The organism is Gaoshiqia hydrogeniformans, assembly GCF_049347105.1.
GTDB lineage: Bacteria > Bacteroidota > Bacteroidia > Bacteroidales > Prolixibacteraceae > Gaoshiqia > Gaoshiqia hydrogeniformans.
This window is the reverse complement of record NZ_CP186334.1, coordinates 5,197,444-5,214,661: the sequence shown is the minus strand read 5'-3', so window position 1 is coordinate 5,214,661 and position 17,218 is coordinate 5,197,444. Positions and strand designations below refer to the sequence as shown.

The 17,218-nt window shown below is 47.8% G+C and carries 9 protein-coding genes; all 9 read left to right on the top strand.

From position 1 onward, the window contains the following. Positions 1–10 precede the first annotated feature (10 nt). Entirely contained in the window at positions 11–1,582 is a 1,572-nt protein-coding gene (locus tag ACOIT5_RS20715) for a carboxylesterase/lipase family protein (protein ID WP_423128073.1), read from the top strand. A 29-nt stretch (positions 1,583–1,611) separates the two neighbouring features. Next, positions 1,612–3,273, top strand: coding sequence for a sialate O-acetylesterase (locus tag ACOIT5_RS20710; RefSeq protein WP_423128072.1), 1,662 nt, complete (start codon positions 1,612–1,614; stop codon positions 3,271–3,273). Between the two features lie 256 nt (positions 3,274–3,529). Beyond that, entirely contained in the window at positions 3,530–4,897 is a 1,368-nt protein-coding gene (locus ACOIT5_RS20705) for a glycoside hydrolase family 43 protein (protein WP_423128071.1), read from the top strand. A 96-nt stretch (positions 4,898–4,993) separates the two neighbouring features. Next, positions 4,994–7,378, top strand: coding sequence for a glycoside hydrolase family 127 protein (locus ACOIT5_RS20700; RefSeq protein WP_423128070.1), 2,385 nt, complete (start codon positions 4,994–4,996; stop codon positions 7,376–7,378). Continuing rightward, on the top strand, positions 7,375–9,843 hold the full coding sequence (locus ACOIT5_RS20695) for a glycoside hydrolase family 95 protein (protein WP_423128069.1): 2,469 nt from the start codon (positions 7,375–7,377) through the stop codon (positions 9,841–9,843). The genes ACOIT5_RS20700 and ACOIT5_RS20695 overlap by 4 nt, the downstream gene beginning before the upstream one ends. A gap of 35 nt (positions 9,844–9,878) precedes the next feature. After that, positions 9,879–11,651: a glycoside hydrolase family 43 protein gene (locus tag ACOIT5_RS20690; RefSeq protein ID WP_423128068.1), complete on the top strand. Its 1,773-nt coding sequence runs from the start codon at positions 9,879–9,881 to the stop codon at positions 11,649–11,651. 115 nt (positions 11,652–11,766) lie between these two features. After that, a complete protein-coding gene (locus ACOIT5_RS20685) occupies positions 11,767–13,341 on the top strand; it encodes a glycoside hydrolase family 43 protein (protein ID WP_423128067.1) in 1,575 nt (524 codons plus the stop codon). A 12-nt stretch (positions 13,342–13,353) separates the two neighbouring features. Continuing rightward, positions 13,354–15,309 (top strand): glycoside hydrolase family 97 protein, encoded by a 1,956-nt coding sequence (locus ACOIT5_RS20680; RefSeq protein WP_423128066.1) that lies wholly within the window; start codon positions 13,354–13,356, stop codon positions 15,307–15,309. A 1,534-nt stretch (positions 15,310–16,843) separates the two neighbouring features. After that, a complete protein-coding gene (locus ACOIT5_RS20675; protein WP_423128065.1) occupies positions 16,844–17,203 on the top strand; it encodes a hypothetical protein in 360 nt (119 codons plus the stop codon). Positions 17,204–17,218 lie beyond the last annotated feature (15 nt).

Sequence of the window (17,218 nt, the reverse complement as noted above, 5' to 3'; positions counted from 1 at the left end):
GGTTAACATTATGAAGATGAAACAAATCAGCTTTCTGCTTATAGCAATGCTTACATTCGTTATAGCTGCTTGCACAAAGCAACAGCCCGGCCTTGTCCAGGTTGAAGGTGGTTGGATACAAGGTACAGTTACCGAAGATTTGACCATTTACAAAGGAATCCCTTTTGCGGCACCGCCGGTGGGCGATCTGCGCTGGAAAGCTCCTCAGCCTGTTGAACCCTGGGAAGGTGTGACGCAAACCACCGAATATGCACCCGCACCCATGCAAGGCGGCAATCCTGCGTCGGGCAAGAGTGAAGATTGTCTTTACCTGAACGTATGGACTCCGGCAAAATCCCCGAAAGAAAAACTACCTGTTTTGGTCTGGATTTATGGCGGCGGATTCAGCTTTGGGTCCACCTCCGATCCCGTTCACAACGGCGAACATCTGGCCCGCAAAGGCGTGGTGTTGGTGAGCATTGCTTATCGTGTCGGCCAACTCGGATTTCTGGCGCATCCCGAACTGAGCGACGAGAGCCCCAATGGTGTTTCGGGAAACTACGGTTTGCTCGACCAGATTGCCGGTTTGCAGTGGATTCAAAACAACATATCGGCTTTTGGCGGCGACCCCGGTAAAGTAACCATTTTTGGCGAATCGGCCGGCGGAATTGCGGTGAGTATGCTCTGCGCTTCGCCCCTGGCCAAAGGTTTATTCCACGGTGCTATTTCGCAAAGCGGTGGCTCATTCGGGCCTACACGGCCGACTACCTTTCCGGGCGAAAATATGAAAACACTTCAACAAGCGGAGCAAGAGGGGGTTGAATATGTGAATGGATTTGGGCTTTCATCCATCGACGAGCTTCGGAAAGTAGACGCCGAAAAGCTGATACCCCAAGGTTGGACTATGCCGGGTGGTTGGCCTATTGTTGACGGTTACGTCATTCCTGATGACCAGTACCAATTGTATTTGGAAGGAAGATACAACGATGTCCCTGTCCTGATCGGCTATAACTCTGACGAAGGCTTAAGCTTTTCGCCCGGGCGTGTACCCGAAGAATATCGTGCCGGGGTTGAACGCCGGTTTGGCCCATTTGCAGATGACTTAACAGAAGCCTATCCGGTTGGCGAAAACAATGTGCCACGCTCGGCCCGTAATTTGATGCGCGACGCTGCCTTTGGCTGGCATACCTGGAGTTGGGCAAGGTTACAGTCAAGCACAGGAAAATCAGAAGTGTATTATTACTATTTCGACCAACACCCCGTGCATCCCGAAAACTCGCCACAGTTTGACCATGGAACGCCGCATGGCGTTGATGTGCCTTACGTTTTTATGCACATCAACCCTGAAAACCCGCAAACATCTGAATCAGATTTGGCCATTTCGGAAATCATGGGCACCTATTGGACCAACTTTGCCAAATTTGGCCACCCAAATGGCGAAGGAGTTCCCGAATGGCCCCCTTTCAGTCATGAAAATGCTGTTGTCATGTACCTTGGACCGGATGCCCGTTTGGGGATAGTTCCCGATGAAGCATCGCTTAACGTATTGGATGACTATTTTAGATGGAGGCGTTCTCCCGAAGGGAGAGAATGGGCACAATAATTCTTAAATCATCTGTAATTCTTTTTGATATGAATACTAAGTTCAAATTATTCGTTTTTTTTGTGCTTCTACTATCAAGTAGTTATGCCTATCCGCAAGATCCCAATTTTCATATATACTTATGTTTTGGCCAATCGAATATGGCCGGAGCAGCCCGTGCTGAAGCACAAGATTCGGTGGTAAGCCCACGCTTTCAAATGATGAGCGCGATGGATTGCCCGGATAAAGGGCGGGAAATGGGTAACTGGTACACGGCAACACCACCCGTTTGCGACTGTAATGCCGGAATTTCGCCGGCCGACTACTTTGGGCGCACCCTGGTTGCCAATCTGCCTGAAAATATCAAAGTTGGTGTTATTAATGTTTCGGTTGGGGGCTGCCGGATTGAGTTGTACGATAAGGAAAACTACCGGTCATACGTTAAAAATGCGCCCGACTGGATGCTCAACTGGATCAAAAATTACGATGGAAATCCATACGGAAAGCTCGTTGAAATGGCCAAGCTGGCCCAGAAAGATGGCGTAGTCAAAGGCATTTTGATGCACCAGGGCGAGTCAAATCCAAACGATACCCTGTGGACACAAAAGGTGAAGGAGATCTACGACAACCTTGTGTCCGACCTGAACCTCGACCCACAGAAAACGCCCTTGCTGGCAGGTGAACTGCTGAGTGCCGAATTCAATGGTAAATGTTTTGGTTTCAATCAATATATCGCCCAATTGCCCAACGTGATACCTAATTCGCATGTTATTTCTTCCGAAGGATGCCCTGGGATGCCTGACGGACTTCATTTTACATCAGAAGGTTACCGTGTATTGGGAAGAAGGTACGGGGAGAAGATGCTTTCATTACTCAAGGAAAATCAATTCAAAGCAACTCAACGAATTGTTGAAGAGGGCGGAACAGGAGCTTATCGTGCTGTTATGTACACCGATAGCTCTTTGTTGACGCATACTGTATTCCGCCCTGAAGACCTGGGTGTTTTTGGGGAGAAAAATAAGTTGCCGATTATTGTCTGGGGTAACGGGGCTTGTGCCAATTCACCATGGGAGCATGTCAACTTTTTGTCGGAAGTGGCCTCACATGGCTTTCTGACGATCGCCATAGGTCCTATGCCGAAGGAAGGTGAACGTGGCAGCGGGAGGTCAACTTCATCCCAATTGCTGGACGCCATCGACTGGGCAATTGCGCAAAACAGCGACGAGTCAAGTGTCCTGTATCAAAAAATCGATATTTCGAAGATCGCGGTTAGTGGTATGTCCTGCGGGGGTCTGCAAACCCTTGAGGTAGCGCCCGATCCACGTGTGACCACCGCAGTTGTGTGTAATAGTGGTATTTTAGGAAACCCGGGAAACGGAATGCCGGGTATGCCTGGTTTAACAAAGGATCATCTGGCAAAATTGCACACGCCAACCCTCTATTTGCTTGGTGGTGAGTCGGATATTGCCTATAATAACGGAATGGACGACTATAACCGGATCAACCACGTTCCGGTCTTTGTCGCCAATATGGATGTCGGACATGGCGGAACCTACGGTCAGCCCCATGGAGGTGAGTTTGCCAAGGTGGCAACGGCCTGGTTTAAATGGCAACTGAAGGGTGATAATAACGCCGGTGAATTGTTTGCCGGGAATCCATGCCAACTTTCCCAATCAACCGTCTGGAAAGTTGATAAGAAGAACTTGCCATAGACTGACCGGAACCAATAAGCAGTGAAAGACATAATGACCAATGACTAATGCCCAGGAGCCAAGAACCAGGAGCCAGGAACCAGGAACCAAGAACCAAGAGCCAGGAACCAAAACTCAGGAACTTTGGTACTTAGGCGCTCAGTTGCTTTTTTAACGCAAAGAACGCAGAGAAGCCGCAGAAAACGAGCTCCAAGCCCCAAGCTGCAATGACTAATGACTAATGACCAATTTACTAATAACTAATAACTACCTTCAGATGATCAATAGAATCCTTTTAATATTGGTACTCGTTTCACTATTACCAATGATTGGTTTAGCCCAAAACCCGATTATTCAAAGCTATTATACGGCCGATCCTGCGCCCATGGTGTACAACGGCACGGTTTATCTTTATACAACCCATGATGAGGACGAAACGGTCAACAATTTTTTCACGATGTACGACTGGCGGTGCTACTCGACAACCGACATGGTGAACTGGACCGACCACGGAGCGGTGGCTTCGCTCAACGATTTTGCCTGGTCGGATAAAACAAACGGGGCCTGGGCGCCGCAGTGCATTGAGCGAAACGGGAAGTTCTACCTGTACTGCCCCATACATGGCGATGGTATAGCTGTTTTGGTCGCCGATTCACCAACAGGGCCTTTTTTTGATCCGCTGGGCAAGCGCTTAATTGACGGCGAAAATATTTGGCACGATATTGATCCGACTGTCATGATTGACGATGATGGACAAGCATACTTGTACTGGGGAAATCCTTCTCTTTTTTACGTGAAACTCAACGAAGACATGATTTCGTACGACCGCAGCATTGGCAAAGATGGAATCGTTCCCGTAGCTATGACTACCGAATCGTTCGGTGCTAAAGAAGGACGTAATGGCAAACCGGGTACCACTTACACTGAAGGACCCTGGATTTATAAACGTAATAATTTGTATTACATGATTTACGCTGCGGCGGGAATCCCCGAATATATTGCTTATTCCACTGCCCCTTCAGCCGAAGGCCCGTGGACGTATCAGGGTTTTATTATGGAAAGAGCTGATCATCTTGCTTTCACCAATCATCCCGGCATCATTGATTACAAAGGAAATTCCTACTTCTTTTATCACGATCAGGCTTTGTCAGGAGGCGAAGGTTTCAAACGGTCGGTTAGTGTGGAGCAATTTAAGTATAATGAAGATGGCACGATTCCACTGATTTTGCCCACCAAAGAAGGCGTGAAAGAAAGCGTATCGAATTTGAACCCCTTTCAAAAAACAGAAGCAGAAACCATTGCCTGGTCCGAAGGGGTGAAAACCACATCCGGCAATCAAGGTGTATATGTGACCAAAATTGAAAATGGCGATTTCATCAAGGTACGCAATGTCGATTTTGGCAAAGGGGCTAAAAAATTCGAGGTTGCTGCTGCTGCATTGGCAGGAGGAGAAATTGAGATTCGTCTGGATACAAAAGATGGTTTACTGCTGGGCATTTGCGAAATAACAAATACCGGCGATGCCAACGTCTGGGAAACGTTCACCACAAATCTCGGTAAAAACGAAGGCATCCACGATTTGTACTTTGTATTTAAAGGAGGGGATGGCGAGTTGTTCAACCTGGATTATTGGAAGTTCAATTAGCATCCGCCTGTACAGGAGAAAGTTGAGCCTTGTGTTTAAGGTTGAATTGGAACAGGAAAGTTGGGAAATACTAATGTAAAGATTAATTTGAATCACATGAATGGAATAAAGATCGGCTTATTTGTTTGCTTATTGGTTTTTAGCAGTTCAATTCAAGCGCAGGAAAAGCTGTATAAAAACGAATTCCCGATATCGGATGTGAGCTTGCTCGACGGGCCGTTTAAACATGCCCGCGACCTGAACCTTCAGGTGCTGCTGCAATACGATGTTGACCGTTTATTGGCGCCTTACCGCAAGGAAGCCGGCCTGCCCGAAAAGGCCCAAAGTTATCCCAATTGGGACGGACTGGACGGCCATGTGGCGGGGCACTACCTGTCGGCTATGGCTATGAATTATGCAGGCACTGGTAATCAAGAGTGCAAAAGGCGTATGGAGTATATGCTTTCGGAACTCAGAGAGTGCCTTGAGGCAAACGCCATGAACAATGCGGAATGGGGAATTGGCTATATGGGCGGTTTTCCAAACAGTGCAAAATTGTGGACGGCCTTTAAAAAGGGTGATTTTAGCGTTTATTATTCTGCCTGGGCGCCATTTTACAATTTGCATAAAATGTATGCCGGGCTTAGGGATGCCTGGCTCTATTGTGGCAACGAAGAGGCTAAGTTGATGTTTTTGAAATTCTGCGATTGGGGCATCGAAATCACTTCTGGGCTTAATGATGAGCAGATGCAGTCGGTTTTAAACCACGAATATGGCGGCATGAACGAAACTTTTGCCGATGCCTATCAAATATCGGGCGACGAAAAATACCTGATTGCTGCCAAAAGATATTCGCACAACATGTTTTTGGAGCCTTTGTCGCAAGGGGTTGATAACCTGGATAACAAGCATGCCAACACGCAAATCCCAAAATTTATTGGCTTCGCGAGGATTGCGGAACTCAGCGGCGATGAAACATACGAACGCGCAGGCCGCTTCTCCTGGGAAACCATTACGGCAAACCGTTCCCTTGCTTTTGGGGGCAATAGCCGTCGGGAGCATTTTCCAAGTGTCGAATCCTGTGGCGATTTCATCAACGATGTTGACGGCCCCGAGTCGTGCAACTCCTATAACATGTTGAAATTGACAGAAGATTTGTTCCGTATGCAACCTTCGGCCCATTATGCCGATTATTACGAACGTACGGTGTTCAACCACATTCTGTCAACCCAACACCCCGATCATGGAGGATATGTGTATTTTACAACAGCGCGCCCGCGCCACTACCGGGTTTATTCTACACCCAATCAGGCCATGTGGTGCTGCGTGGGAACAGGCATGGAAAACCATGGCAAATACAACCGGTTCATCTACACCCATTCAACCGACTCATTGTTCCTCAACCTGTTTATTGCTTCGGAATTAAACTGGAAGGATAAAGACATAAGTATCAAACAGGAAACGAATTTCCCGTACGAAGAACGCACAAAGCTTACGGTAACAAAAGGTTCTGCGAGTTTTAAACTGATGCTCAGGTATCCCGGATGGGTGAAACAAGGGGCATTGAAAATTTATGTAAACGGAAAAGCCATGAATTATTCTGCCCTTCCTTCTTCATATATCTGTATCGACAGAAAATGGAACAAAGGCGATGTTATCGAAGTGGAACTACCTATGCAGAACACTATTGAGCGTTTGCCCAATGTGCCCGGTTACATTGCCTTTTTGCACGGCCCCATATTGCTCGGCGCCAAAACAGGTACCGACGATTTACGTGGGCTGCTGGCCAACGACGGGCGCTGGGCGCAATATCCGGGCGGTAAAATGCTGCCTGTTGATCAGGCCCCGATCTTGCTTGAAGATGATATTGACAACATGGCCGGCAAGTTGGTGCCCATAAAGGATGAGCCATTGCACTTTACACTCAACGTAAAAATGATGAACCCCATCGACGTAAAACTGGAGCCTTTCGCTCACATTCACGATGCCCGGTATATGATGTATTGGTTGGCGCTCACAAACAATGGCTACCAGGCTTACCTCGATTCGCTCTCAAATATGGAAAAACAGCGGATTGCCCTTGAAAAACGTACCATCGACTTTGTGGCTACCGGCGAACAACAGCCCGAAACCGACCATGCCATGCAAAAGGAGAATTCGAATTCGGGCAATACACAGAACGAATTCTACCGCGATGCAAACCGGGGTGGCTATTTCAGCTACGAAATGAAAACCAATTCGGAGACCGACTTGAGCCTGATTGTTCGTTATTGGGGAGCCGAATGGGGAGGCCGCAAATTTGATATTTACATTGACGATGAAAAATTGTTGACTGAAGACAATACCGGACGTTGGAACCAATCGAAGTTTCATGACGTGGAGTATACAATTCCTGACTCCATGATAAAGGACAAGAAAAACGTCAGGGTGAAATTCCAGTCATTACAAGGGAATACCGCGGGTGCGGTTTATTATATACGATTAGTAAGATCCAAAAAATGAAGAAAATTGAATTGAAATTACTGTCCCTGTTTTTTGCATATTGTTTTCTTTTAAGCTGCCAAGCAACAGCAACCAAAGGAGGAAAACTGAAAATGTGGTACGACAAGCCCGCAAAGGTTTGGAACGAAGCGCTTCCGGTAGGAAACGGCCGATTGGGTGCCATGATTTATGGCGATCCGGCATCCGAAAAAATTCAGCTGAATGAAGAAACCTTCTGGTCGGGCGGGCCGTCGCGCAACGACAACCCAAAAGCCCAGGAAGCTTTGCCAAAAATTCGGGAACTGATTTTCAACGGAAAGTTCAAAGAAGCCGAAACGATGGTGAACGAGAATATGTTGACACAATTGCATGGTTCAAAATATCAGGTTGTTGGCGATTTGGTTCTGAATTTTCCCGGACATGAAAGCTTCACCGATTATTACCGCGAACTTGATTTGGAACGGGCCGTTTTCAAAACAACCTACCAGGTGGATGGCGTAACCTACACCCGCGATGTGTTTGCATCGTTGCCCGACCAGGTGATCGTGGTGAAACTTTCGGCCAACAAAAAGAAGAAACTCAATTTTTCGGCACACTTGCAAGGGCCGCTTCAAACAGCCGCACGCGCTGTTGACGCTCAAACCCTTGAAATGACAGGGCTTTCGAGTACGCACGAAGGCGTTGAGGGACAAGTGAAGTTTTGCACCCGGGTCAAAATTTTGGCTGAAGGAGGTTCTGTTTCAGCCGAAACGGCTACCATCAACGTGAAAGATGCTTCTGAAGTGACCATCCTGATTTCGATGGCAACCAACTTTGTTGATTATAAAACCCTGACTGACAACGAAGTTGAAAAATGTTCAAACTACTTGGCCAAGGTCGAAAAAGTTCCGTTCAACAAAATGCTCGATCGGCACATAGCGGCCTATCAATCTTATTTCAACCGTTCTACCTTCGATTTGGGAACATCGCCCGAAGCTCAACAACCCACCGATGTCCGCATCAAAAACTTTTCGAAAAGCTACGATCCCGAGCTGGTTTCGATGTACTACCAGTTTGGGCGTTATTTGCTGATTTCGAGCTCGCAACCCGGGGGACAACCAGCCAATTTGCAGGGAATTTGGAACGAAAGTACCAACCCGGCCTGGGACAGTAAGTACACCATCAACATCAACACCGAAATGAATTACTGGCCGGCTGAAAAGTGCAACATGCCCGAGCTGCACGAACCACTGATCCGGATGGTGAAAGAGATTTCCGAAACCGGGAAGCAAACTGCCCGCGAGATGTACGGTTGCGATGGCTGGGTAATGCATCACAACACCGATATTTGGCGGATCAGCGGTGTGGTCGATGGTGCTTTTTGGGGCATGTGGCCCATGGGTGGCGCCTGGCTTTCGCAGCATTTGTGGGAACCGTATTTGTACAACGGCGATTTGAAGTACCTCGAATCGGTTTATCCCATTCTGAAATCGGCTTGCGAGTTTTACCAGGATTTTCTGATTGAAGAGCCTACCCATAAGTGGTTGGTGGTAAGCCCCGCAATTTCGCCCGAAAATGCGCCCGCAGGCAGGCCTTCCATTTGCGCCGGAGCGACTATGGACAACCAAATTTTGTTCGACCTGTTTTCGAAAACCATTAAAGCCGCCGGCTTGCTGAACCAAGATGTTGAATTGATGGCCGAACTCAAAAAAATACTCGACCGCTTACCGCCTATGCAAATTGGCCAACACGGGCAGTTGCAGGAATGGATGGAAGATTTGGACAACCCGAACGACAAACACCGGCACGTTTCACATTTATATGGCCTTTATCCGAGTAATCAAATCACGCCTTACGCCACACCCGAATTGTTTGATGCGGCGCGTACCACTTTAATTCACCGTGGCGATGTATCAACGGGCTGGTCGATGGGCTGGAAGGTGAATTTTTGGGCCCGTTTGCTCGACGGAAACCATGCCATGAAACTGATCAAAGATCAATTAACGCTGGTTGACCCGGTGAATGGAGGAAGAGACGGCGGAACCTATCCCAACTTTTTCGATGCGCACCCACCGTTCCAAATCGACGGGAACTTTGGCTGCACAGCCGGCATTGCCGAAATGCTGATGCAAAGCCACGACGGCGCGATTCACCTATTGCCCGCTTTGCCCGACGAATGGAAAACAGGCGAAATCACGGGCTTGCGTGCTCCGGGCGGTTTCGAGGTCAGCTTTTCGTGGAGCGATGGCAAGGCTCAACGTGTCGAAATCAAGTCGAATTTGGGCGGAAATTGCCGCATCAGGGTACCCAACGAAGTTGTTCAGGCAGCAGGTAACGGGTTGGTGGCAGCAACCGGCGCCAATCCCAATCTGTTCTTCGAAACGGCGCAAGTTAAGAACCCGCTGATTTCGGAAGCTGTCCAACTGAATGAGCCGGATCTTAAACAAACACTTTTATATGATCTACCAACTGAAGCGGGAAAAACCTATTCACTTAAAATAAAATGAGTAATAATCATAACTGAATAAGAAAATCAATGACGATGAAAGATTTAAAAAGATTTTCGTTTATACGAAAACACAGCGTGTTGTTAACGGCCCTGTTTATCTTGTCGGGCCTGACCGGTTTTGGCCAGGGAAAGAAGCAAAAAGCTGCGCAACCGTCGAGTGTTCCAGTGTTCACCCAAGCGGTGTACACGGGCAACGATCCGGTTTATACCGACAATCCGCTGAAGGCCGACGAGTTTTACAACCCCATTTTGCAAGGTTGTTATCCCGATCCGGCCATTACACGCAAAGGCGACGACTATTATTTGGTGTGCTCGTCGTTTGCCATGTTCCCGGGTGTGCCCATTTTTCACTCAAAAGATTTGGTGAACTGGACACAAATCGGGCATGTGCTCGACCGGGTTTCGCAATTGGTTGTTCACGATTGTGGAATTAGTGCGGGTGTGTATGCGCCTGCCATCAAATACAATCCGGACAACGACACGTTCTATATGATTACCACGCAGTTCTCGGGCGGGTTTGGCAACATCGTCGTGAAGACCAAAGATCCGATGAAAGGCTGGAGCGATCCGTACAAATTGCAATTCAACGGGATTGATCCATCCTTGTTTTTCGACGACAATGGCAAAGCTTATGTGGTGCACAACGATGCGCCCGACGAAGGAAAAGAATTGTACAACGGGCACCGCGTCATCAAAATTTGGGATTATGACATGGAAAACGACCAGGTTATTGCCGGGACCGATCAAATTATTGTGGATGGGGGAGTTGACCTCTCGAAAAAACCCATTTGGATTGAAGCTCCGCACATTTACAAGCGCAACAACAAGTATTATTTGATGTGCGCCGAAGGTGGCACCGGCGGTTGGCACAGCGAAGTGATTTTCATCAGCGATAATCCCAAAGGGCCTTATGTGCCAGCACCTGGCAACCCCATTTTGACCCAACGTCATTTCCCCAAAGACAGGCCGAATAAAGTTGATTGGGCGGGTCATGCCGACTTGGTTGAAGGTCCCGACGGCAAAATGTACGGCGTGTTTCTGGCCATTCGTCCCAACGGGAAAAACCGTGTAAACACAGGCCGTGAAACCTTTCTCCTTCCTGTTGACTGGAGCGGAACATTCCCTGTTTTCGAAAACGGTTTGGTGCCCATGGAACCCAAGTTGAAAATGCCCAAAGGTGTTGAAAACAAAACCCAACAACCGGGATATTTTTGGAATGGCAACTTTACGATTACCGAAAACTTTGCTTCCGGAGAATTGGATTACCGCTGGATTGGCCTGCGTGGGCCGCGCGAAGATTTCATGACCGTTACCAAAAACGGGCTTCAAATCAAGCCCTTTGAAACGAATATCAAAGAAGTGAAACCCACTTCAACCTTGTTCCACCGTCAACAACACAAACACTTTAGTTTTGAAACAACCCTGCAATACGCGCCCGCCAGCGAAAAAGATTTAGCTGGAATTGTAGCTCTTCAAAGCGAGCATTCGAATTATGTGTTCGGTATAACCAGGAAGGGCGACGACTGTTACCTTTTGTTGGAGCGCAACGAAAGGCCCATGCGTACGCGCGAGGTGAAGTCAAAAGTGCTTGCAAGCACGCCCATCGACGTGAAAACCCCCATTCGCTTGAAGGTACAAGCTGAAGGCGATGACTACAAGTTCAGTTATTCGGTAAACGGTGCTGAATTTGTGAATTTGGGCGGAACCGTTTCGGGCGACATCCTTTCGACCGACGTAGCTGGCGGATTCACCGGCTGTTTGTTAGGCTTGTATGCCACTTCGGCCAACGATGCAATTCCTGAATAACTTTGGGATAGTACATTTAAATATTCACGTTTTTCAATTGGCAGGCTCGACGTAATGTCGGTATCCTGCCAGCTAGAACGAAATACCTGTATTTCAGATCAATAAACTAAATGAAATGAAAATCAAAAGTAGTAGTTTAATCATCTTGTTGGCGTTGTTAGTTGTAAATGCAACATTTGCTCAGGCTCAAAAGGCTCACAATCCAATTATTTGGGCCGATGTGCCCGACTTATCGATGATTCGCGCGGGCGATACCTACTACATGGCCAGCACTACCATGCACATGTGCCCCGGTGTTCCTGTTATGAGATCGAAGGACCTGGTGAACTGGGAAATGCTCAACTATGCTTACGATAGGCTGGGGGAGGATGATGCGTTGAGCCTTGTAAACGGTAAAAGCAATTACGGAAAAGGTACCTGGGCAAGTAGTTTGCGTTATCACAATGGTACTTATTACATTGCAACCTATGCTCAGACAACCGACAAAACCTATATTTTCAGGACCAACGATATTGAAAAAGGCGACTGGAAAATGAACTCGTTTACGCCGGGCTATCACGACTGTACGCTGGTTTTTGACGATAGTCGTGCCTACTTGATCACTGGCGGAGGCAGATTGCAAATTATTGAACTGAACGAAGATTTAACCGGCGTGAAAGAGGGCGGGATCAATCAGGTGCTGATCGAAAATGCAAGTGCACCTACCGAACCCAACATGCTCAAAGCCGAAGGTTCACAACTGTACCAGCACAACGGAAAATATTACCTGTTTAACATTTCCTGGCCCCGGGGCAGCATGCGTACCGTCCTGGTTCACCGCGCCGATAATCTCATGGGCCCTTGGGAAGGTCGTATCGCTTTACAAGATAAAGGCGTGGCCCAGGGCAGCATCATTGATACTCCGGATGGCAGGTGGTTCGCCTACTTGTTCCAGGATCATGGCTCGGTGGGGCGCATCCCTTTTTTGGTGCCCATGAAGTGGGAAGACGGCTGGCCGGTGTTGGGCGTTGACGGCAAAGTGCCCGAAACCCTCGACCTGCCTGCCAGCAAGGGCTTGATGCCCGGCATTGTAGCCAACGACGAATTCAAACGAAAAAAGGGCGAACCCGCACTGCCATTGGTTTGGCAGTGGAACCACAACCCCGACAATTCATTATGGTCGGTTACCGAACGCAAGGGCTATCTTCGTTTGAAAACCGGTCGTATCGACTCGCTTTTCCTCAAGTCGCGCAACACCTTAACACAGCGCACCTTTGGCCCTGTTTGTTCGGGCATCACTTTGCTCGATGCCTCAAACCTGAAAGATGGCGACTTTGCCGGACTGACGGCTTTTCAACGCAAATTCGGCCAGGTTGGGGTGAAGGTGGTCAATGGTCAGAAATACCTGTTTATGGTGAGCAATCAAAACGATGTTCCTACTGAAATCGAAAGCATCCCGCTTACACAAAACTCAGTTTACCTGAAAATTGAATGCGATTTCAGAAATAAGGCCGATATCGCCGAATTCTTTTACAGTCTCGATGGAAAAACATGGAAAAGCATTGGAAATCAGCTCAAAATGGAATACACCCTTATGGAACACTTTATGGGCTACCGTTTTGGCCTGTTTAACTACGCCACAAAAACAACTGGTGGCTACGCCGATTTTGATTATTTCCGGATTAGTGATCAAATCTCGAAAAACAATTAGTACAATTTATTCATGATGAAGAAAATTAGTTTGCTCTTTTTCGTTCTTTTCTGTTGTACCGGTATTTCCAATGCTACGGAAAAGACATTGACCAGTCCCGACGGGAAATTAGTGGTGAACATTTCCGATAAGGATGGAAAAGCTTTCTACAATGTGATATACAATGGAAAAACCTTCCTCGGGGATTCGCCTTTGGGAATGGAAACCAATGTGGGTGATTTTACGAACGGTTTGGCTTTGAGCGAAAGCGTTCAACTTCGCAAGATCGATGAAAGCTATTCATTGCCCAATATCAAAAAAAGCAAGGTGGAATATCTTGCAAGTGAAGCAGTTTTTTCGTTCTCAAAGGATGAAAAGCCAGCCTTTGATGTCCTTTTCAGGGTAAGCAACAACGACGTGGCTTTTCGCTATAAAGTATATCCGCAGGGCGAACGCAAAAGCTGCGTGGTGAACCGGGAAGCCTCGGGTTTTGTATTTCCGCAGGGAAGCACCACCTTCCTTTGCCCGCAGAGCAAACCGATGGTAGGTTTTGCGCGCACCATGCCCAGCTACGAAACCTCTTACACGCTTGATGCTCCAATGGGGTCAAACGGCTGGGAAAACAACGGTTTTACCTTTCCTTGCCTGTTTAAAGTGAACAACGACGGCTGGGTGCTCATTTCCGAAACCGGAGTTGACAGCCGATATTGTGGCAGCCGGTTGATGGCCCATGCCAACGGATTGTACACCATTGGCTATCCCATGGAAGGCGAAAATAACGGAAACGGAACCTCGGCTCCGGGTATTCCGCTGCCGGGCCATACGCCCTGGCGCACCCTGACCGTGGGCGAAACCCTGGCGCCCATTGTCGAAACCACTGTCCCCTTCGATGTGGTGGAGCCGCGCTACGAAGCATCGCAAACCTACGGATACACCAAAGGCGCGTGGAGCTGGATTATGAAAATGGATGGCGCCACGGTGTTCGATGTCCAAAAGGAATACATCGACTTTAGTGCGGCTATGGGCTACGAAACCGTGTTGGTAGACGCCCTTTGGGACACCCAAATTGGCTACGACAAGATAGAAGAACTGGCCAGATATGGCGCTGGCAAAGGCGTATCGCTTTATTTATGGTACAACTCGAACGGTTATTGGAACGACGCGCCACAAGGGCCGCGGGGCATTATGGACAATACCATTGCCCGCCGAAAAGAATTGGCCTGGATGAAAAGCATTGGCGTGAAAGGGATTAAAGTCGACTTTTTTGGAGGCGACAAACAAGTAACCATGAAACTGTACGAAGATATTCTGTACGATGCCAACGACTATGGCATCATGGTCATTTTTCATGGCTGCACCTTGCCGCGCGGTTGGGAGCGGATGTACCCCAATTACGCATCAAGCGAGGCCGTTTTGGCCAGCGAGAATCTACACTTCGGGCAGGGCAGTTGCGATCGTGAGGCATTCAATGCCTGCATTCATCCGTTCATTCGCAATACGGTGGGCAGCATGGATTTTGGCGGCAGCGCGCTCAACAAGTTCTACAATGCCAACAACACACCGAACAAAGGCTCCAAACGCGTGACCTCCGATGTATTTGCTTTGGCTACCGCCGTTCTGTTCCAAAGCGGCGTTCAGCATTTCGCCCTGGCGCCCAACAACCTGACCGATGCTCCTGACTGGGCCATCGACTTCATGAAAAACGTACCAACAATTTGGGACGAGACCGTTTTTATTGACGGTTATCCAGGAAAGTATGTGGTGTTGGCACGTCGCAAGGGAGATAAATGGTACATCGCCGGAATTAATGCCCAAACCGGAACGATCAAGTTAAACCTGAAGCTGCCCATGATCCAGGTCGGCTCCGAACTGAAATCGTATAGCGACGATTCGCAGCTGAACGGCAAAATGGCATCAGTTAAACTGAATAAAAAACAGGAAATTGATGTGCAAATTCCAACCAACGGAGGGGTTTTGCTCGTTCAATAATACCCCTGAAAAATCGCAGAGAAAACAGGGTGGTTTCATCTCAGCGAAACTCCGTACAATCTCTGCTATCTCTGCGGTTTAATAATTCTTTTTAGCCGAATTAGTCAAACGTGAAAAATCAAAATGATGCTCACATATTGTTGGTCAGCTGCATTGCTAAAGGCAAAGAACACAGGAAATACGAATTTGGGAACAACGTATCGATCACAAAGACCCGTCAATCGGGAATCATTATCGGGATCATAAGCTTATGCGGAAACCCTTTCGACGGCAATACCCTCTCCCCCCAACTTGCACAGGTAGAAAGGATCCCCGGGCACAAGCCCGAAACAGGAATTGTTGACAGGGGATACCGGGGGACAGAAACAAATAAATGGCACCGAAAAAAAGGTCATGCTGAACCTGTTTCAACATCTGTCCCCCACAACCGTGTTTGAATACCAAATAGGTTTGCAGACCGGCAAAAAGCCCGGTGCGGGTGCGTCGGTTTGTAACCGACGATTATGCGCGGTTACAAACCGTGCCGCCCACCATATATCCTTTTTACCGCCCACCAATGTTATTCTTTGTCCTTTGGCCGGACGGGCCCTTCCTTTTTCAGTCGATAAAAAGGAAGCAAAAATCTTGTCAGAACGAACCCTCGCCCGGGCGTTCTGACGGCCCGCGCACCGGTCCGGGATGCTTTCTGAATCTAAAAACAACCGTATTTCCCTTGTCGCTTACCAAGCTGCCGGTGCGGGTGGCGCGGTTAAAAACCGCTCCACCCATATATCCTCTTTACCGGACACCAAAACTATTCTTTGTCCTTTGGCCGGACGGGCCCTTCCTTTTTCAGTCGATAAAAAGGAAGCAAAAATCTTGTCAGAACGAACCCTCGCCCGGGCGTTCTGACGGCCCGCGCACCGGTCCGGGATGCTTTGTCTGAATCTAAAAACAACCGTATTTCCCTTGTCGTTTACCAAGCTGCCGGTGCGGGTGGCGCGGTTTCCGGACCGCGCATTCAGCAACTGCCGGTTAAAAGCCGGCACCCCCGGGGCCGAACGGCCTGCCTGATTTGCACTTTCGGACAGCTCATCACACAAAAAAGGGTTATCCTGAACTTATTTCAGCATCTGTCCCCACAACCATGTTTGAATACCAAAACCCTACTCCCCTTCGTTTGAGCGAAGCGGAAACGAGGGGGAAGCTGGCGGTCGTTTATAACGACAGTGTTTGAAATTTGCTGTAAGTTTCCGGCCCGGGCACAGCTCAAAAAAATGCTTGCATTTACTGCTTTTTTTTAGTGGGGTGGCTTTCCGGGTTTTCCGAAAAGAAGGCTGGACCGGATAAGCCATCCGGTACTTATTAACGCAGGATTTTCGATCTGGATGGGGGTAAGCCGTATGAGCGAATAGTCCACAGTCTGTTCCGGATTTTTCGGGATACGGTTTGATGCAGGGGGTACTGACAGTCCGTTCAAATTTGTACATTTATGTGCAAAATGAGAATGGACTGTCAGGCTCTACTCTACTAGGGCATTTAAAGAAACTAAACATTGAGCAAGAAACTGAAATATGGAATTTTGACGATTGGAGTATTAATTCTAATCGGATTTATACTTAAAGGAAGAATTACTCATGAACAGTTTAATTCTGACAAATGGAAAAATTGGACAGAATCAGAAGCAGAATGGTCTCTACGTTGGGATATGATGAATAGTTTGAGAAATAATTACGAACTAAAAGGAATGACAAAAGCCCAAATCATTGAATTATTAGGAGAACCAGAATCTAAAACTGAAAACGAATTTGGATATTATTTAGGTTATTCAAAACGAGGAATAAATACAGGACGATTAACAATCAAATTTGATAAAAACGACACTGTTATTGACTATTCAGTTTGGGATGGATAAAATAATACGACATAA